The organism is Glycomyces sambucus, assembly GCF_900102815.1.
GTDB classification, from domain to species: Bacteria; Actinomycetota; Actinomycetes; order Mycobacteriales; family Micromonosporaceae; genus Glycomyces; species Glycomyces sambucus.
Genome location: NZ_FNGF01000005.1, coordinates 426,116 through 443,141, shown reverse-complemented (window position 1 = coordinate 443,141; position 17,026 = coordinate 426,116). Strand labels below are relative to the sequence as shown.

Genomic DNA, 17,026 nt, shown 5'->3' with positions numbered 1-17,026 from the left:
CCGGTTGTAGACCTCGTCCCCGGCCACGGCTCGATCACCAGTCCCGCTGCATGTCGGCGCGGCGCGCGGCCACGGCCGAGCCCGACTCGCGCCGCGACATCCGCCGCAGCAGCCTGGGCGCCAGGGCCATCGAGACCACCGCCCACAGCGCGAGCACCGCGAACATCGTCAGGGTCCGCCACTCGCCGCCGATCTCGACGGCGGCCATGGAGTCCGGGAGCAGCGCGTGCCGCATCCCCAGGCCCATCCAGTACATCGGGAAGACCTGGCCGATCCCCTGGAGCCAACCGGGGAGCGCGGTGATCGGGTAGAAGATCCCCGAGATCGCGACCATGCCCATGATCGGGAACATCACCAGGCCCATGTTCTTGGGGTTGTCGAGCAGCGCCCCGAGGACCGCGCCGATCGGCAGGGTCGCGACGATCCCCATGGCGAGCACGGCGATGAAGACCATCCACCGGTCGGGGGTCCCGAACTCCAGCCCGTCGAACAGCGGGAGGCCCACCGCGAGCAGCGCGATCGCGGTGACGCTGATGAACATCGCGGTCGACACGAGGTGCCCGACCAGGTAGCCGGTCATGCCGCCGGGCATCGACTTGGCGCGCAGGAGCGTGCCGTTGGTGCGGTCCATGGCGAGGGCGCCGACCATGCCGATGATCCCGCCGAAGACCACGTTCATGCCGATGAGGCTCGGCATGTTCATGGAGCCCAGGGAGACCGGGGCGCCTTCGAAGTCCGCGCGCTGCATGAACAGCAGGACGACGATGGCGATGGCGGTGGGCATGATGAAGCCCATGAGGTCGCCGATGCTGGTGAGCGAGACCTTGGTCTCGATGACGGCCCGCTTCCAGCCGGTGCGGTACTCGTGGAGGGTGGTGCTGCCGCTCATCGGGTGGCCTCCTGAAAGGTGTCGACCGCGGTGTCCGCGTCGCCGGCCTCGAAGCGGGCGACGAGTTCGAGGTAGGCGTCCTCGAGGCTGGCGCGGTGGATCTCGAGTTCGGTGACCGCGCCGTCGTCGGTCGCCAGGAGCTTGCGGACGAAGTCGGTGGCGTCGTCGGTGGGGTGGATCTGGAGGGCGCCGTCCTGGACCCACTTGACCTCGGCGGTGGTGGAGGCGGCGCGGGCGAGCTGGTCGGGCGAGCCGTCGGCGATGATGCGGCCGCCGGCGAGGATGAGGATCCGCTCGGCGAGCTTCTCGGCCTCGTCGAGGTCGTGGGTGGTGAGCAGGATCGTGGTGCCGTCGAGGTCGGTGAGGCGGTGGATGAGCTCGTGGAACTCGCGCCGCGCGTGGGGGTCGAACCCGGTGGTCGGCTCGTCGAGGAACAGCAGTTCGGGCTTGCCGATGATGCCGAGGGCGACGTCGAGGCGGCGGCGCTGGCCGCCGGAGAGGGTGCGGATGCGCTGGCCGGCCTGCTCGGCGAGGCCGACGAGTTCGAGGAGTTCGTCGGGGCCGTAGGGGTCGGCGTAGGGCCGGTAGTAGTCGGCGAAGTGGGTGACGGCGTCGCGCACCTTCCACTTGCCGTTGTCGCGCCATTCCTGGAGGACGACGCCGAGTTTGGCGCGCCACGCCTCGCCGCCGGCGGCGGGGTCGACGCCGAGGACCTGCACGTCGCCGCCGGAGCGGCCGCGGAAGCCTTCGAGGATCTCGATGGTGGTGGTCTTGCCGGCGCCGTTGGGCCCGAGGAGGGCGGTGACGCCGCCGGGCTGCACGGTGAGGTCGAGGCCCTTGAGCACGTCCTTGTCGCCGTAGCGCATCCGCAGGTCGGACACGGCGATCGTGGGCCCGTCGTGAACCGGGGGGTGTCCCATGGTCATCTCCGTCGTAGTGTTTCTCTCGTATGTAGCACTCATACTACATCTCGTCGGAGACCTCCGGCAACCCGTACAAGTCGAGGGGCCGTCCACCGCGCGGTGGACGGCCCCTGCTGCGGAAGGGGATCTAGGTCCGGCGCTTCTCGCCGGAGCGGGCGAGGACCCGCTGGAGCAGGATGAACGCCAGGAGCAGGGCCCCCATGACGATCCGCGCCCACCACGAGGACAGGTTCCCCTGGAAGGCGATGAGGGTGTTGAGCATCCCCCAGACCATGACGCCGGCGACGGTGCCGAGGACGAACCCGGCCCCGCCGGTGAGGAGGGTCCCGCCGATGACGACGGCGGCGATGGCGTCGAGCTCGGTGCCGACGTTCGCGAGCGGGTTGGCGCTCTTGGTCGCGAACGCGGCGAGCACGCCCGCGAGGGCCGCGCAGCACCCGCTGATCGCGTACACGCCGATCTTGGTGCGCGCCACCGGCAGGCCCATGAGGAGCGCGGAGGTCTCCGAGCCGCCGACGGCGTACACGCCGCGCCCGAAGCGCGTGTAGTGCAGCACCACGAAGGCGACGGCGACGACCGCGAAGGCGACGAACGACAGGTACGGGAGCCAGAAGCCGCCGTCGCGGACCTCCCCGAAGTCGACGTGGGTCATGCCCCACTGGAAGAAACCGATCTCGCGCATCGACACGTCGGTCGCGGAGATCTGGAGCGTCAGGCCCCGGAACAGGAACAGCCCCACCAGGGTCGCGATGAACGGCTGCACGTGGAAGTAGTGGATGACGGCGCCGACGAGCAGCCCCCACGCGGTGCCGAAGGCGAGCACGAGGACCGTCGCGAGGGGCGCGGCGACGCCCGCGTCGACGGTGAGCCACGCGCACGCCATGGTCGCGAACGCCATCACCGACCCCACGGACAGGTCGATGCCGCCCGAGAGGATCACGAAGGTCATGCCGACGGCGACGACCAGGAGCGGGGCGTTGTCGATGAACAGCTTGGCGACGACCTGCGGGTTGTCGAAGTTCGGGTAGTTCGCGACGCCGCCGAGGTACAGGGCGGCGAGCAGCCCGATCGTGGCCCCGATGGGGACGTACCTGGTGAGGCCGTCGAACAGCTTGGAGCGCGTGGGCCGCGCGGTCAGGGTCGGGGCGGTCATGACGCGGCCTCCTCGGCCTGGGCGGGCGCCGGCGCCTCGGGCCGGCGCCGGAGCGGTCGCAGCACCCAGCCGCGGAACTCGGGGCTCTGGAGCAGCGCCACGGCGAAGACCACGACGGCCTTCGCGGTGAACTGCCACTGGCTGGAGAGGCCGACGTTGATGATGGTGTCCTCCAGGGTCCCGATGATGACCACGCCGATCGCGGTGCCCAGCAGGAAGAACCGGCCGCCGAGGAGCGCGGTGCCGCCGATGACGACGGCGAGGATCGCGTCGAGCTCGATCCACAGGCCGCCGTTGTTGGCGTCGGCGCTGCCGAGGTTGGCCGCGCCGATGAGCCCGGCGAGGCCCGCGCAGAGCCCGCACACGAGGTACACCAGGACGGTGATGCCCCGGGACCGGATGCCGGCGAGGCGGCTGGCCTCGGGGTTGCCGCCGACGGATTCGAGCAGCATCCCGAGCGCGGTCCGGCGGGTGAGCAGCGCGAGCGCGGTGAGTACGAGGGCGGCGATCCAGATGGGGATCGGGACCGTCAGGAACGCGCCCCTGCCCAGTTCGGTGAACGGGCTGGCGTCCTGGACCTTCGGGATCTGCCCGCCGGTGACGAGCTGGGCGATGCCGCGTCCGGCGATCATGAGGACGAGCGTGGCGACGATCGGCTGGATGCCGAAGTGCGCCACCATGACCCCGTTCCAGGCGCCGATGGCGGCGGTGGCGGCGAGGGCGAGCGCGACCGCGGCGAGCACGAGGCCGCCCGCGGTCTGGTCGGGCGCGTCGATGATCGTCTGGCAGGCGATGGCCGCGCCGATGGCGTAGACCGCGCCCACGGACAGGTCGATGCCCTTGGTGGCGATGACGAGCGTCATCCCGAGCGCGATGAGCAGCAGGGGCGCGGAGCGGCGCAGGATGTTGACGAAGGCGCCGCCGAGGCGCCCGTCGTCGTTGACGCTGGGGACGATGAAGTCGACGCCGGTGGCGACGATGTTGACGGCTATGAGCGCCAGCAGGATCAGGACCGGCCACAGCAGGCGCTTGGCGTAGGCGTTCACGGCTCCCGGCCTCCCGCGACGATGGTGTCGACGATGTGCTCGCTGGTCAAGTCGGCCTCGGCTTCGAGTACGGCGATGAGTTCCCGGTCGCGCAGGACCGCGATCCGGTCGGAGAGGCGGGTGACCTCGTCGAGTTCGGCGGAGACGAACAGGACGGCCATCCCGTCGGCGGAGAGCTCGGCGACGAGCCGCTGGATGTCGGCCTTGGCGCCGACGTCGATGCCGCGCGTGGGCTCGTCGAGGATGAGCAGTTTCGGTTCGACGAGCATCCAGCGCGCCAGGAGCACCTTCTGCTGGTTGCCGCCGGAGAGGTTCCGCACGGGCATGTCGGGGTCGGCGGGGCGGATGCCGAGCTTGTCGATGAACGCCGCCACGAGCTTGTCCCGGCGGGCCGGCGGGACGGACCTGGCCCAGCCGCGGGACGCCTGCATCGCGAGGATCATGTTCTCGGCCACCGTCAGGTCCCCCACGAGCCCTTCGGTCTTGCGGTTCTCGGGGCAGAACGCGATGCCGCGGGCGGCGGCGGTCCGCGGGTTGTGCCCGCCGACCCTCCTGCCCGCGAAGCGCAGGCTCCCGGAGTCGGCCCGGTCGGCGCCGGCGATGAGCCGCGCGGTCTCGGTGCGCCCGGACCCGAGCAGCCCGGCCAGCCCCACGACCTCGCCGCGCCGGACCGTGAGGTCGTAGGGGGCGATGGACCCCTTGCGGCCCAGGCCGACCGCTTCGACCAGCGGTTCGCCGTCGGCCACGTGGTGGGCGGCGGCGGTCCGCTCGATCTGCTCCAGGGCCGCGGCCTCGCGGCCGAGCATGTGGCCGATGAGCGCGTTCTGCGGGAGGTCCGCGGTGGCCCACTCGCCGACGAGCGCGCCGTTGCGCAGCACGGTCATCCGGTCGGCGACCGCGTAGACCTGGTCGAGGAAGTGGGAGATGAACACGAGCGCGGTGCCGTCGGCGGCGAGGCGGCGCATGACCCCGAGGAGCACCTCCACCTCGTCGCGGTCGAGCGAGGAGGTCGGCTCGTCGAGGATGAGGACCTTCGCCTCGATGTCGACGGCCCTGGCGATGGCGACGAGCTGCTGCACGGCGATCGAGTACGCCCCCAGGGGCGCGGCGACGTTGAGGTCCACGCCGATCCCGTCCAGGAGCTCGGTCGCGCGGCGGCGCATGGCCCGGAAGTTGATGAACGGCCCGAGGCGCGGTTCGCGCCCGGCGAGCAGGTTCTCGGCCACCGACAGGTTCTCGGTGAGGTTCACCTCCTGGTAGACCGTGGAGATCCCGGCGGCCTGGGCCGCCTTGGGGCCGGAGAAGCGGACCGGCTCGCCGTCGAGCAGGATCTCCCCCGCGTCGTGGCCGTGGACGCCGGTGAGCACTTTGATCAAGGTGGACTTCCCGGCGCCGTTCTCCCCCATCACGGCGTGGATCTCGCCGGGTCTGAGGGCGAGGTCGACGCCGTCGAGGGCGCGGACGCCGGTGAAGTCCTTCACGATGCCGGTCATGCGGACCGGGGCGGCATCGGGCATGGGACCCGTCCTTCATGGGAAGCGGAGCCGCCGCCCGGGCCTCGCGGCCCGGGCGGCGGCGTCGTCTGCTGGGGCTAGAACTGGCGGTTGGGGAGCTCGGCCTCGAACTGGGTCGCGTCGAACGCGCCCTCCTCGACCGGGGTGAACTTCTCGACGGTCTCGCCGTCGGCGACCTGGACCACGACGTCCATCAGCTGCTCGCCGAAGACCGGGTTGCACTCGACGATGTAGTTGAGCTTGCCGTCGACGCCCGCCTGGAAGCCGGCCTTGGAGCCGTCGACGATGATGATCTGGATGTCGGTGCCGGGGGTGAACCCGGCCTCCTCGATCGCCTGGATCGCGCCCAGGCCCATCTCGTCGTTGTGGGCGTACAGCAGGTCGACGCCCTCCAGCCCGTGGGTCGTGATGAAGGTCTCCATGACCGCCTTGCCCTCTTCGGCGGTGAAGTTGCCGGACTGGGAGTCGACGATCTCGTAGTCCAGGCCCTCGGCGTCGAGCACCTCGAAGAACCCGGCCTTGCGGTCGTTCGCGGGCGCCGAGCCGGTGGTGCCCTGGAGCTCCAGGATGCGGGTGCCGTCGGTGTCGGCGGCGAACGTCTCGGCCGCCCACGTCCCGGCCTTGCGGCCCTCCTCGGTGAAGTCCGAGCCCAGGCGCGTCACGTACAGGTCCTCGTCGGCGGCCTCGATGCCGCGGTCGGCCAGGACCACGGGGATGCCGGCGTCCGCGGCCTCCTGGAGGACGTCGGTCCAGCCGGTCTCGACCACCGGCGCCAGCACGATGACGTCGACCTGCTGCGTGATGAAGTTGCGGACCGCCTCGATCTGCTTTTCCTGGTCCTGCTGCGCGTCGACGAACTTCAGCTCGGCGATGCGCTCGTCCGCCTCGGCGGCGGACTGGACGGAGGCGGAGTTGGCGGTGCGCCAAGCCGATTCGGCGCCGACCTGGGCGAAGCCGACCACGAGGCCGTCGCCGCCGCCGTCGCCCGAGTCGTCACCCCCGCCGCAGGCGGTGAGGCCGAAGAGGAGCGCGCCGGCGCCGATGCCGGCGAGGACTTGCTTGAACGCAGGGGTCTTGAGCACGGGGGTGTCGCCTTTCGAGAGGTGGGATTACAAGGGTTCTCGATATTTGCGAATATGCATGTTACCGCTCATATCCTCACCCGTGTGATCGCTCCCGTCAAGCGCGCCGACTGCCCTCGCGCCGTAACGATTTCACAACACGCCGCGAGCGGGCGGTCGGTCACTCCCGCGACGCCCCCGGCGCCCACAGCACGTCCCCGCCCGGATTCGCCTTGCGCGCCAATACGAACAACAGGTCCGACAGCCGGTTCAGGTACGTCACCGGCACCGCGTGCGTCACGTCCGGTTCGGACTCCAGCAGCGCCCACACCGAGCGCTCGGCCCGCCGCACCACCGTGCACGCCTGGTGCAGCAGCGCCGCCCCCGGCGTCCCGCCCCGCAGGATGAACGAGCGCAGGCTCTCCAGATCGGCGTTGCACTCGTCGATCCAGCCCTCCAGACGCACCACATAGGACTCGTCGATCCGCAGCGGCGGGTACTTCGGGTCCGGCGCCACCGGCGTCGACAGGTCCGCCCCGACGTCGAACATGTCGTTCTGGACCGCCAGCAGGATCTCGGCCTCCCGCTCGCCGATCTCCCCCGCGTGGAGCGCGAGCGCCGTCCCGATCACCGCGTTGGCCTCGTCCACGTCCCCGTACGCCGCGAGCCGCACATGGGTCTTCGGGACGCGGGTGAAATCGGCGAGACCGGTCGTGCCGTCGTCGCCCGTCTTGGTGTAGATCCTGGTGAGATTGACCGCCATACCCCCGACCATATAGCCTCCCCACATGACACAAGTCGCGGTAATCGGTTCGGGACTCATGGGTTCGGGGATCGCACAGGTCACAAGCCTCAGCGGTGCCGACGTCACACTGATCGACACGGACGAGGGGGCGCTCGACCGGGCGCTGGCGGCGATCCGCTCCTCCCTCGACCGCTTCGTCGCCAAGGAGAAGACCACCGCGGAGGCCGCCGACGCGGCCCTCGCCCGCATCGCGGTCGCCACCGACCTCAAGGCCGCCGCGGGCGCCGAGATCGCCGTCGAGGCCGTCTTCGAGCGCCTCCCGGTCAAGCAGGAGGTCTTCCGGACGCTCTCGACGATCGTCGCCCCGGAGACCGTCCTCGCCACGAACACCTCGGCCATCCCGATCACGGAGATCGCCGCGGCCGCCACCCACCCCGAGCGCGTGGTCGGCACCCACTTCTTCTCGCCGGTGCCGATGATGCGGCTGTGCGAGCTCGTGCGCGGCATCCACACCAGCGACGAGGCCCTGGCGAAGGCCCGCGCCTTCGCCGAGGCCGCGGGCAAGACCTGCGTGGTCGTCAACCGGGACGTCGCGGGCTTCGCGACCACCCGCCTCATCTGCGCCCTCGTCAACGAGGCGGCCCGGCTGGTGGAGAACGGCGTCATCTCGGCCGAGGACCTCGACACGGCCTGCCGGCTCGGCTTCGGCCACCCGATGGGGCCGCTGGCGACCGCCGACCTCACCGGGATCGACGTCATCGCGCACGCGACCGAGAACATCTACGAGGACACCGCGGACCCGCAGTTCTTCCCGCCGGCGCTGCTGCGCCGCCTGGTCGCCGCGGGCGAGATCGGCCGCAAGAGCGGCAAGGGGTTCTTCGACTACGAAGGGTTATCCACAGGCCTGTGGACAGCCGGTGGTGCGGCTACGGCGAGACGAGTGTCGCGCGGGCGGGTGCCAGCACCCGCTCGCCGGCGCTGGTCGCGGTGATCGCCAGCTCCACGGAGCCGTCCTCCGACTTGCGAACCCTGCCCTCGACCTCGACGGCGGTCCCGCCCTCGGGCACGACCACGGGCTTGGCGAAGCGGGCGGTGAAGTCGGCGAGGCGGGCGTCGATCCCGGCGTCGGCGACCCATTCGAGGACCGCGCGCGAGACCAGGCCCATCGTGTACATGCCGTGGGCGATCACGTCCGGGAGCCCGGCGGCCTTGGCCGCGGCCTCGTCGAGGTGGATCGGGTTGCGGTCCCCGGAGGCGTCGGCGTACCGCTGGAGGTCCGCCCGCTCGACGGGGTAGGAGGCCGTGAAGACGACGGCCCCGACTTCGAGGCCGTTCACGCCGCCTCCCCCGGCTCCTGGGCCGGTGCCGCGACGAACAGCGTCGTCCACACCTCGGCCGCCACGCCCTCGCCGTCCTCGACGGCGGTGCGCAGCGACAGGAGGTCGTTCCCGGCGACGGTCTTGATCGACTCGACGGTGACGGCGCACGTCACCTCGTCGCCGGCCCGCAGGTCCCGGTGGTACGCGAAACGCTGCTCGCGGTGCAGGACGCGGCTCCAGTCGAGCCCGAAGTCGGGGTCGTCGATGAGCCGGTCCGCCGCGGGCAGCGTCAGCGAGATCAGGTAGGTAGGCGGAACCGCCCCCGTGTCCGGCAGCCCGAGGGCCTGGGAGAAGCGGGTCACCGACTCAGCGGTGATCGCCACGGGCGGGGTGGTCGGCAAGGACCGGCCTGCATACGAAGCGTTGAGCATGTACCAGGGGGCGGGGAAGACTAGCGGGTCTCTTTGTGGACCTGCGAGGTCTTGCAGCGCGGGCAGTACTTCTTGAGCTCGAGCCGGTCGGGGTTGTTCCGCCGGTTCTTCTTCGTGATGTAGTTGCGCTCCTTGCACTCCACGCACGCCATGGTGATCTTGGGGCGGACGTCAGTAGCCTTGGCCACGATGAGTGCCTTCCTCTACGGAACCCGCCGGGAAGCGGGTTCGACCTTCTTGCGAAAACAAAAACGGCGACCAGCGTAACGCAGTGGTCGCCGATTTCCAAAGTAGCGATGGGCAGGATCGAACTGCCGACACAACGATTATGAGTCGTTTGCTCTACCACTGAGCTACACCGCCGTGTGCTCACTGCCGCCAGATTGGCTCTGGGTGAGCAGTCCGACATCTCTCCGCTCGCGCGGCGAGGTGTCTCCGAGCCCCCTTACGGAATCGAACCGTAGACCTTCTCCTTACCATGGAGACGCTCTGCCGACTGAGCTAAGGGGGCGTTCGCGAGGCTTCCCTCGCGGCCTTGACAAGAGTACATGACCGGGCCGGACTCGCCGAACCGGGGCCCGCGTTGCGGTGCGGGCCACAGGGGGCCCTCAGACCACCCGCAGGCGGGCCTGGCCGCGGGTCCAGCCCTGCCCGTCGAGCCACGCCGCGAAGCGGTCGGGCGGCAGCGGGCGCGAGAAGTAGTACCCCTGGCCGGCCGCGCAGTGCAGCTCCCGGAGCTGCTCGACGGTCTGGTGCGACTCGATGCCCTCGGCGACCACGTCGATCGCGAAGTGCTTCGCGAGGCCCAGGACGGCCTCCACGATCGCCTTGTCGTCGTCGTCGGTCGCCATGCCCTGGACGAACCGCAGGTCGATCTTGATCTCCTGGACCGGCAGCCGCCGCAGGTACGCGAGCGAGGAGTACCCGGCGCCGAAGTCGTCGACCGAGAGCCGCACGCCCATCTCGTGGAGCCGGTCGAGGGCCGGGGTGAGGCGCGGCTCACCGGAGACCACGTCGTCCTCGGTGATCTCGAACGTCAGCCGCTCCGGGGGCACCCCGTGCTCCTCCAGCAGCGCCGCGACCCGGTCGGGGAACCCGGCGTCGGCGAGCGTGCGCGGCGACAGGTTCACCGACATCGGCAGCGGCCCGTCGTCCCCCGCCCACTCGGCCGAGCGCCGCAGCGCCTCGTCGAGGACGGTCTCGGTGAGCTGCCCGAGCTGCCCGGTGGAGGCGGCGATCGGGATGAACTCCTCGGGGGCGACGGTCCCGTACGTCGGGTGCGGCCACCGCACGAGCGCTTCGGCGCCGATGACGGCCCCGCCCGCGTCGAAGTCCCGGTCGAGCCGGACCTTCGGCTGGAAGTGCACTTCGAGCCGGCCCCGGTCCAGGGCCCGGCGCAGGTCGGCGGCGAGGCCGATGCGCCGCAGGCTCTCGGACTCGAGCCCGGCGTGGTAGAGCTGGACGCCGTCGGCGGCGGTCTTCGCCTGCCGGGTGGCGCCGTCGACGCGCTTGAGCAGCTCGTCGGCGTCGGCCGCGAAGTCCGGGTGCGTGACCACGCCCACGGCCGCCGACAAGTTGACCGAGACCCCGCCGACCTCGAACGGCCCCTGGATGCCCGCCCGCAGCCGCCGCGCGGTCTCGACGGCGGCCTCGGTGGACGCCAGGCGCGTCTGGAGGATGAACTCGTCGGAGTCGATCCGCCCGATGAACGAGGCGGCCGGGGCCTGCTCCTTGATCCGCCGCGCGACCTCGCGCAGGGCGGTGTCGCCCGCCTCGTGCCCGAGCGCGTCGTTGATCTCGTGGAGCGAGTCCACATCGAACATGAACACGGCCACGACCTCGCCTGGGACCGTGATCGACAGGGCCTCCTGGAGCGCCTGGAGCGACCGGCGCCGGCTCGGCAGGCCCGTGAGCGGGTCGTGGTACGCGTCATAGCGGAGCTGGTCGAGCAGCCGCTCGTTCTGGACGGCGATGCCCACGGAGGCCGCGATCGTCTCCAGCAGCTGGAGGTCGATCGGCAGGAAGTGCGAGAGCTCGCCGCCGATGCGGTCGGCCACCGAGAGGCACCCGTAGACCTCCTCGCCCGAGCGCAGCGGCACGAGCATCGCGCCGCGCAGTCCGGCCGCCTCGAGTTCGGCGAACCGTTCGGCGCCGCCGTGCTTGGGGCTCAGCAGGACCCCGGTGCCCGACTCCATGACCTGGCGCTGGAGGTTGTCGGGGATCGGGTCGAGGTCGGTGAGCCCGGCGTCGTCCACCGCGGAGGTGAGCCGGATCTGCGAGTACCGCCCGGAGGCGGGGACCCACACGGTCGCCGACTCGGCCGACAGGATGTCCCGCAGGCGCCCGAGCATGGCGTCGATGAGCCGCTTGGAGCTGACGGAGTCGACCACGAGCTGGGTGAAGTCGTTGAGTTCGCGCAGGACCTGCCGCTGGCGCCGCAGCGCCATGTAGCTGCGCGCGAGGTACACGAACGCGACCACGATGAGCCCGATGAGGACCCCCGACCACACGGTCGCGTCCAGGAGCACCAGGAAGACCACGCCCACGCACGCGGCCAGGACCGGGCCGACCATGGTGAGCAGGAACCCGCTCCACGCCTTGACCACCGCCGCCCATCCGGACAGGAAGTACAGCATGGCGGACATGAACACCGTCGTGACCACGCCCATGAGGACGATCGCGGAGACGAGGATGAGCCAGGTCCGCGGCGAGGAGGCCGCGCCGAGGTGCATGTACTGGACGTACAGCGCGGCGACGGCCGTCCCCGCCGTGGTGATGCCGGTGTTGAACGTGGGCTTGAGCAGCCCGATGTCCTCGCGGATGTAGCGGCGCCCGAAGAACAGGCCCGCGGCGAGGAACTTGGTGGCCACCACCCAGAACGGCGGGAGGTAGAACAGGGCGATGACCATCGGGATGTCGGTCAGGTTGAACGAGATCCCCACGCCGCGGGCGTGGTGCTGGACCAGCAGGCCCTGGCACAGGAAGAACGCGGCGACGAACAGCACGAGCTGCGTCACCGGGTAGGTCTCGGGCGGGCCGAACAGGACGAGGCCGAGGACGCCGGTCCCCATCACGACGCCGGTGGTGACCCGGGCCATGACGCGGTCGAACGCCTCGCGTCGCTCCCCCGTCATCGGCATGCCAGCGCGACCGCCCTCCGCGGCTAGCTGAGTTCGCCGGAGCCGCGGAGCGCGGTGAAGCTCAGCTCACCGGAGCCGCCGCCGGCGGCGAGGACGTCGCTGATCTCACCGGATCCGCCGTCGGTCTCGTCGTCGCTGATCTCGCCCGAGCCGCCGCCGGACTCGCCGGTGGGGCCGGCGGTGCTGATCTCGCCGGAGCCGCCGCCTTCGTTCGCGCTGATCTCGCCCGACCCGCCGCCTTCGGACGCGGCGTACGCGGTGCCGGCGATCAGGCCGAGGGCAATCAGGCCAGCGGCGACGGCAGCGCCGATCTTCTTGAAAAGTCTGGCCGGTTTCACAGGGCCTCCCGTGAGTGGTGGGTACGTTCAGTCAAGGGGACCAGTGAGCCCATGGTGCCACAGTCGGATCGCACTAGGGAAGGCTTGCGACCGTGATTCTCGTGCTCTTTCTGGTTCAGCCCTACGTGTGAGTAGGGCCGGTGGCCATTGTCTCCGATGACCGAACCGGCCTCGCTGACGGGTCCGTCGTTCGCAGTCCATGACACGGTAGGCGACTATAGGTTAGGCTAGCCTTACTCTCGAAGACGATCACCTCCCGCTAAGGAATGACGCCCATGTCTGCTGACACCGCCTCCGCGATGTCGTTCTCGGCCCGGATCCGCGAGGCATCGTGGGCGCGCCACCAGGGGCTCGACCCCGCTTCCGCATCGGAGGGCGACCGCGGGCCGGGACTGTTCGACCGCCTCTTCGAGGGTTCCCTCTCCGCCGGGGATTACACCCGCTGGCACGCGCAGCAGTACTTCGTCTACGCGGCGATCGAGTCCGCGGGCGACCGGCTGGCCGCCGACCCGGTCGCCGGGCCCTTCGTCTTCGCCGAACTCGCGCGCCTCGCCTCCCTCGAATCCGATCTGGAGTTCCTCATGGGGCCCAAGTGGCGCTCGGGGATCGCACCGCTCGAATCCACCCGCGCCTATGTGGACCGCGTCACGGAGGCGTCCGCGACCCCGGGCGGCTACATCGCCCACGCCTACACCCGCTACCTCGGCGACCTCTCCGGCGGCCAGGCGTTCGGCAAGGCCGCCCGCCGCGCGTACGGCTTCGAGAACGAGGGCGCCTCCTTCTACGTCTTCACCGGGATCGAGAGCCCCAAGGCGTTCAAGGACGAGTACCGCGCGCGCCTGGACGCAGTGGACCTGGACGAGGACGCCAAGGACGCCCTGGTGGCGGAGATCCTCCTCGCCTACGACCACAACGGCGCGGTCCTCGCCGAACTGGGCGCGAACCTCGACCGGAACCCGTTCGACCCCAAGGTGATCGCCGCGATCTGCCACCACATGAACCACGACCACGCCGACGACACGCTCGTCATCTGCCGCGGCACGGGCGGCCGGCGCGAGGCGAGCGGCGCCCGCATGACCGGCTTCGACGGCGAGGGCGCCGACTTCGCGGCGGCCGTCGGCGGCGAGGAGGTCCCGGTCCGGATCGAGTGGGCCCGGCCGCTCACCGAGCGCGCCGAGGTCCGCCCCGAGATCGTGCGGATCTTCACCGAGTCGAGGGAACTGCTGGGGGCCCGACCCTTACCGTTCCGCAATGTCCTGATTGTCGCGACACGCCGGGCGGTGACGAATCTCCCCCGCCCGGCGTCCGCGGCGCTACCGTGGGCCGGTTGCCAAGCTCACGGACGGCCCCCCGGAGCCCGCGCCAGTCCGCGGCCCGCCGCCCCGTCCGATGAGTCAGACCTCGACCCGGAGGATGCGTTGTCCGACACCGGACCGGTAGCCGCCGCTTCCATGAGGCGTCACGCCGCCCGGCCGCACCGCACGAGGGGCCAGCACCGCGCCTCGTGGGCCGCAGAACTCTCCCCGCTCCTGGCGGGGACCCAGCGCCGCTACACCGCCGTCGTCGGCTCGGCCGTCGCCGGTGCCTCGGTCGTCGCGATGGCGACCGCGGCCGGTATGCCGTCGGGCGACGAGCCCGCGCCGTCGCGGGCGGTGGACGACATCGCCGCCCTCGCCGCCGAGGCGAGCGTCCCCGAGGGCACCGCGCCCGGCGCCGACGCCGCGGACGAGGGCGCCGCCGCGTCCCCGGCCGCCGCCGCCGCCGACGCGGCCGCGCCCCCCGAACGCACCACGCCGGTGACGGGCCAGGACGCCCAGATCAAGTGGAAGCCCATGCTCGACGAGATCACCATCACGTCGCTGTTCGGGCAGCGCTGGGGCCGCAACCACAACGGGGTCGACTTCGACGCCGAGACCGGCGACCCCGTCTACGCCGCCTACCCGGGCACCGTGAAGCACGCGGGCTGGGAGTCGGGGTTCGGGAACCTCGTCATCATCGACCACGGCGACGGCGTCGAGACCTACTACGCCCACAACTCGGCCGTGAGCGTGAGCCCGGGCGACTGGGTCGACTCGGGCACCCACATCGCCGACGCCGGGAACACCGGTTTCTCGTTCGGCTCCCACGTCCACTTCGAAGTGCACGTGGACGGGCGGCCGGTCGAGCCCCTGGACTACCTGTCCGGCGCCGGCCTGGACCTGCGCTAGGACCGCCGCTAGAGCTTCGTCACCGGCGCCAGGCGCAGGATCACCCATTTGGGCTCGCCGTCGCCGAAGTCGATGCGCGCCTGGGCCCGCGGGCCCGAGCCCTTGAGCTCCACGACCCGTCCGAGCCCGTACTTGTCGTGCGTGACCCGGTCCCCCACGTCGAGCATGGGGACGTCGCCGGAGGCGCGCATGACGATCGGCTGGCCGAACGAGGGCGCCTTCGACTTGACCACCCGCGGCGGCGGCGCCGACTCCGTCCACTCGATGAGGTCCCCGGGGATCTCGGCGAGGAACCGGCTGGCGGCGTAGTACTCCGGCTGCCCGAAGATGTTCCGCGTCCCGGCCCGCGTCAGGTGCAGGTGCTTGCGCGCGCGGGTCAGCCCCACGTACGCGAGCCGCCGCTCCTCCTCCAGGTCCCCCGGCTTGCTCATGGACCGCTCGTGCGGGAACAGCCCGTCGTCGAGACCGGTGAGGAACACGGTGTCGAACTCCAGGCCCTTCGCGGTGTGGAGGGTCATGAGGGTGACGACCCCACCCTCCTGGGACTCGGGGTCGGGGATCGAGTCGGCGTCGGAGACGAGCGCGACGTGCTCCAGGAACGAGGGCACGTCCGCGGTCAGGTCCGCCTCGTCCTCGTCGACGGTGCCGCGCACGACCTGCTCGGTGAACTCGTGCGCGACCGCCACGAGCTCCTGGAGGTTCTCGATGCGGCCCTCGTCCTGCGGGTCCTTGGACTGCTCCAGCCCGTCGAGGTACCCGGTGTCGGTGATGAGCTTGTCGAGGACCTCCTCGGGCGGCGCGGTCCGCGCGAGTTCGGTGGCGGTGTCGATGATCTCGCAGAACCGCCGGATCCCGGGCCGGGCCCGGCCGGAGATCCCGGCGGCCTCGTCGGCGCGGTGCAGCGCCTCGGGGAACGACACCTTCAGCCGGGCCGCGAGCGCCTCGACCTCGGCCACGGCGCGGTCGCCGACGCCGCGCTTGGGCGTGTTCACCACCCGCATCGCCGAGACCGTGTCGTCGGGGTTCGCGGTGAGCTTGAGGTACGCGAGCATGTCGCGGACCTCCTTGCGCTCGTAGAACCGGACCCCGCCGACGACCTTGTACGGGATGCCGCGGCGCACGAAGACCTCTTCGAACGCGCGCGACTGCGCGTTGGTGCGGTAGAAGATCGCGGTGTCGCCGAAGCTCGTGTCGCCGGCGTCGACCAGCTCGTCGATGCGGCCGGCGACCCACGCGGCCTCGTCGTGCTCGTTGTCCCCGGTGTGCCCGAGGATCGAGGAGCCGGGGCCCTCGTCGCTCCACAGCCGCTTCTCGCGCCCGCGCTCGGTGTTGTTGCGGATGACCCCGTTGGCGGCGTCGAGGATCGTCTGCGTGGAGCGGTAGTTCTGCTCCAGCAGGATCGTCTTGGCGTCGGGGAAGTCCCGCTCGAACTCGATGATGTTGCGGATCGTGGCGCCGCGGAACGCGTAGATCGACTGGTCGGCGTCGCCGACCACGCACAGCTCGGACCGGTCGTCGCCGGTGCCGACCAGCTCGCGCACGAGCGTGTACTGGGCGTGGTTGGTGTCCTGGTACTCGTCGACCATGACGTGGCGGAACCGCAGCCGGTAGGACCTGGCGACCTCCGGGAACGCCCGGAACAGGTGCACCGTGGACCCGATGATGTCGTCGAAGTCGACGGCCTGGGCCAGGCGCAGGCGCTCGTCGTACTGCGCGTACACCTCGGCGACGAGCTTGGCGCGGGCGTCGTCGGCGGCCGAGGCGGCCTGGTCGGGGCCGATGAGCTCGTTCTTGAGCCGGGAGATCTCGGCGGCGAGCCAGCGCGGGGAGTGCTTCTTGGAGTCGAGGCCGAGGTCCTTGACGATCTGGGTGAGCAGCCGGCGGGCGTCGTCGGTGTCGTAGATCGTGAAGGACGGCTTCCAGCCGAGCCGGTGGGCCTCGCGGCGCAGGATGCGCAGGCACGCGGAGTGGAACGTGAGGACCCACATGGCCCGCGAGCGCGGGCCGATGAGCTCGTCAACGCGCTCGCGCATCTCCGCGGCGGCCTTGTTCGTGAAGGTGATCGCGAGGATCTCGCCGGGATGCGCGCCGCGCTCGCCCAGGAGGTACGCGATGCGGTGGGTGAGGACGCGGGTCTTGCCCGAGCCCGCTCCCGCCACGATGAGCAGCGGCGATCCGGCGTGCTCGACGGCTTGGCGCTGCGGTTCGTTGAGGCCGGTCAGAAGGTCGTTCATCGCCGTCAATTATGCCGCGCCGGGTA

At 71.0% G+C, this 17,026-nt stretch carries 15 protein-coding genes and 2 tRNA genes; 2 read left to right on the top strand and 15 right to left on the bottom strand.

Going from position 1 to position 17,026, the window contains the following annotated elements; genetic code table 11:
* Positions 1-34: 34 nt before the first annotated feature.
* The 7 genes from BLS99_RS17295 to BLS99_RS17265 form a co-directional block, all read right to left on the bottom strand.
* The gene (locus tag BLS99_RS17295) at positions 35-889 is read right to left on the bottom strand and encodes an ABC transporter permease (protein WP_091052465.1); all 855 of its coding nucleotides are present in this window, start codon (positions 887-889) and stop codon (positions 35-37) included.
* Positions 886-1,809 (bottom strand): ABC transporter ATP-binding protein, encoded by a 924-nt coding sequence (locus BLS99_RS17290; RefSeq protein ID WP_218126556.1) that lies wholly within the window; start codon positions 1,807-1,809, stop codon positions 886-888. Before BLS99_RS17290 ends, BLS99_RS17295 begins: the two co-directional genes overlap by 4 nt.
* A 130-nt stretch (positions 1,810-1,939) precedes the next feature.
* Positions 1,940-2,965, bottom strand: coding sequence for an ABC transporter permease subunit (locus BLS99_RS17285; RefSeq protein ID WP_091052460.1), 1,026 nt, complete (start codon positions 2,963-2,965; stop codon positions 1,940-1,942).
* Complete coding sequence (locus tag BLS99_RS17280; RefSeq protein WP_091052458.1) at positions 2,962-4,011, bottom strand: ABC transporter permease; 1,050 nt, start codon at positions 4,009-4,011, stop codon at positions 2,962-2,964. Before BLS99_RS17280 ends, BLS99_RS17285 begins: the two co-directional genes overlap by 4 nt.
* Positions 4,008-5,528 (bottom strand): sugar ABC transporter ATP-binding protein, encoded by a 1,521-nt coding sequence (locus tag BLS99_RS17275; RefSeq protein ID WP_091052456.1) that lies wholly within the window; start codon positions 5,526-5,528, stop codon positions 4,008-4,010. The genes BLS99_RS17280 and BLS99_RS17275 overlap by 4 nt, the downstream gene beginning before the upstream one ends.
* A gap of 74 nt (positions 5,529-5,602) precedes the next feature.
* On the bottom strand, positions 5,603-6,607 hold the full coding sequence (locus tag BLS99_RS17270) for an ABC transporter substrate-binding protein (RefSeq protein ID WP_091052453.1): 1,005 nt from the start codon (positions 6,605-6,607) through the stop codon (positions 5,603-5,605).
* A 160-nt stretch (positions 6,608-6,767) separates the two neighbouring features.
* On the bottom strand, positions 6,768-7,349 hold the full coding sequence (locus BLS99_RS17265) for a cob(I)yrinic acid a,c-diamide adenosyltransferase (protein WP_091052752.1): 582 nt from the start codon (positions 7,347-7,349) through the stop codon (positions 6,768-6,770).
* A gap of 25 nt (positions 7,350-7,374) precedes the next feature.
* On the opposite strand from BLS99_RS17265, the gene BLS99_RS17260 reads away from it, so the two are divergent.
* Positions 7,375-8,322 carry a 3-hydroxyacyl-CoA dehydrogenase family protein gene (locus tag BLS99_RS17260; RefSeq protein ID WP_091052450.1) on the top strand — a complete coding sequence of 316 codons (948 nt, stop codon included), beginning with the start codon at positions 7,375-7,377 and terminating at the stop codon, positions 8,320-8,322.
* On the opposite strand, the gene BLS99_RS17255 is transcribed toward BLS99_RS17260, so the two are convergent.
* The 7 genes from BLS99_RS17255 to BLS99_RS17225 all read right to left on the bottom strand — a co-directional run bounded on the left by BLS99_RS17255 (position 8,258) and on the right by BLS99_RS17225 (position 12,559).
* On the bottom strand, positions 8,258-8,668 hold the full coding sequence (locus BLS99_RS17255) for a MaoC/PaaZ C-terminal domain-containing protein (RefSeq protein WP_091052447.1): 411 nt from the start codon (positions 8,666-8,668) through the stop codon (positions 8,258-8,260). The genes BLS99_RS17260 and BLS99_RS17255 overlap by 65 nt on opposite strands.
* Positions 8,665-9,033, bottom strand: a complete 369-nt coding sequence (locus BLS99_RS17250; RefSeq protein WP_176953404.1) for an FAS1-like dehydratase domain-containing protein — start codon at positions 9,031-9,033, stop codon at positions 8,665-8,667. The genes BLS99_RS17255 and BLS99_RS17250 overlap by 4 nt, the downstream gene beginning before the upstream one ends.
* A gap of 68 nt (positions 9,034-9,101) precedes the next feature.
* Complete coding sequence (gene rpmG / locus BLS99_RS17245; protein ID WP_091052442.1) at positions 9,102-9,272, bottom strand: 50S ribosomal protein L33; 171 nt, start codon at positions 9,270-9,272, stop codon at positions 9,102-9,104.
* A gap of 100 nt (positions 9,273-9,372) precedes the next feature.
* A tRNA-Met gene (locus BLS99_RS17240) sits at positions 9,373-9,444 on the bottom strand.
* A gap of 75 nt (positions 9,445-9,519) precedes the next feature.
* Positions 9,520-9,592, bottom strand: a tRNA-Thr gene (locus BLS99_RS17235).
* A gap of 97 nt (positions 9,593-9,689) precedes the next feature.
* Positions 9,690-12,215 carry an EAL domain-containing protein gene (locus BLS99_RS17230; RefSeq protein ID WP_176953403.1) on the bottom strand — a complete coding sequence of 842 codons (2,526 nt, stop codon included), beginning with the start codon at positions 12,213-12,215 and terminating at the stop codon, positions 9,690-9,692.
* Between the two features lie 29 nt (positions 12,216-12,244).
* On the bottom strand, positions 12,245-12,559 hold the full coding sequence (locus tag BLS99_RS17225; RefSeq protein WP_091052438.1) for a hypothetical protein: 315 nt from the start codon (positions 12,557-12,559) through the stop codon (positions 12,245-12,247).
* A 275-nt stretch (positions 12,560-12,834) separates the two neighbouring features.
* Between BLS99_RS17225 and BLS99_RS17220 the strand changes: the two genes are divergently transcribed.
* Entirely contained in the window at positions 12,835-14,766 is a 1,932-nt protein-coding gene (locus tag BLS99_RS17220; RefSeq protein WP_091052436.1) for a biliverdin-producing heme oxygenase, read from the top strand.
* A gap of 8 nt (positions 14,767-14,774) precedes the next feature.
* Here the strand turns inward: BLS99_RS17220 and pcrA are convergent, their stop codons facing one another.
* On the bottom strand, positions 14,775-17,000 hold the full coding sequence (gene pcrA, locus BLS99_RS17215; RefSeq protein WP_091052433.1) for a DNA helicase PcrA: 2,226 nt from the start codon (positions 16,998-17,000) through the stop codon (positions 14,775-14,777).
* Positions 17,001-17,026: the final 26 nt, after the last annotated feature.

Coding starts and splice junctions, on each gene's coding strand:
- BLS99_RS17295 (WP_091052465.1), bottom strand. CDS start 889: ATGAGCGGCAGCACCACCCTCCACGAGTACCGCACCGGCTGGAAGCGG.
- BLS99_RS17290 (WP_218126556.1), bottom strand. CDS start 1,809: ATGGGACACCCCCCGGTTCACGACGGGCCCACGATCGCCGTGTCCGAC.
- BLS99_RS17285 (WP_091052460.1), bottom strand. CDS start 2,965: ATGACCGCCCCGACCCTGACCGCGCGGCCCACGCGCTCCAAGCTGTTC.
- BLS99_RS17275 (WP_091052456.1), bottom strand. CDS start 5,528: ATGCCCGATGCCGCCCCGGTCCGCATGACCGGCATCGTGAAGGACTTC.
- BLS99_RS17265 (WP_091052752.1), bottom strand. CDS start 7,349: ATGGCGGTCAATCTCACCAGGATCTACACCAAGACGGGCGACGACGGC.
- BLS99_RS17260 (WP_091052450.1), top strand. CDS start 7,375: ATGACACAAGTCGCGGTAATCGGTTCGGGACTCATGGGTTCGGGGATC.
- BLS99_RS17230 (WP_176953403.1), bottom strand. CDS start 12,215: ATGACGGGGGAGCGACGCGAGGCGTTCGACCGCGTCATGGCCCGGGTC.
- BLS99_RS17220 (WP_091052436.1), top strand. CDS start 12,835: ATGTCTGCTGACACCGCCTCCGCGATGTCGTTCTCGGCCCGGATCCGC.
- pcrA (WP_091052433.1), bottom strand. CDS start 17,000: ATGAACGACCTTCTGACCGGCCTCAACGAACCGCAGCGCCAAGCCGTC.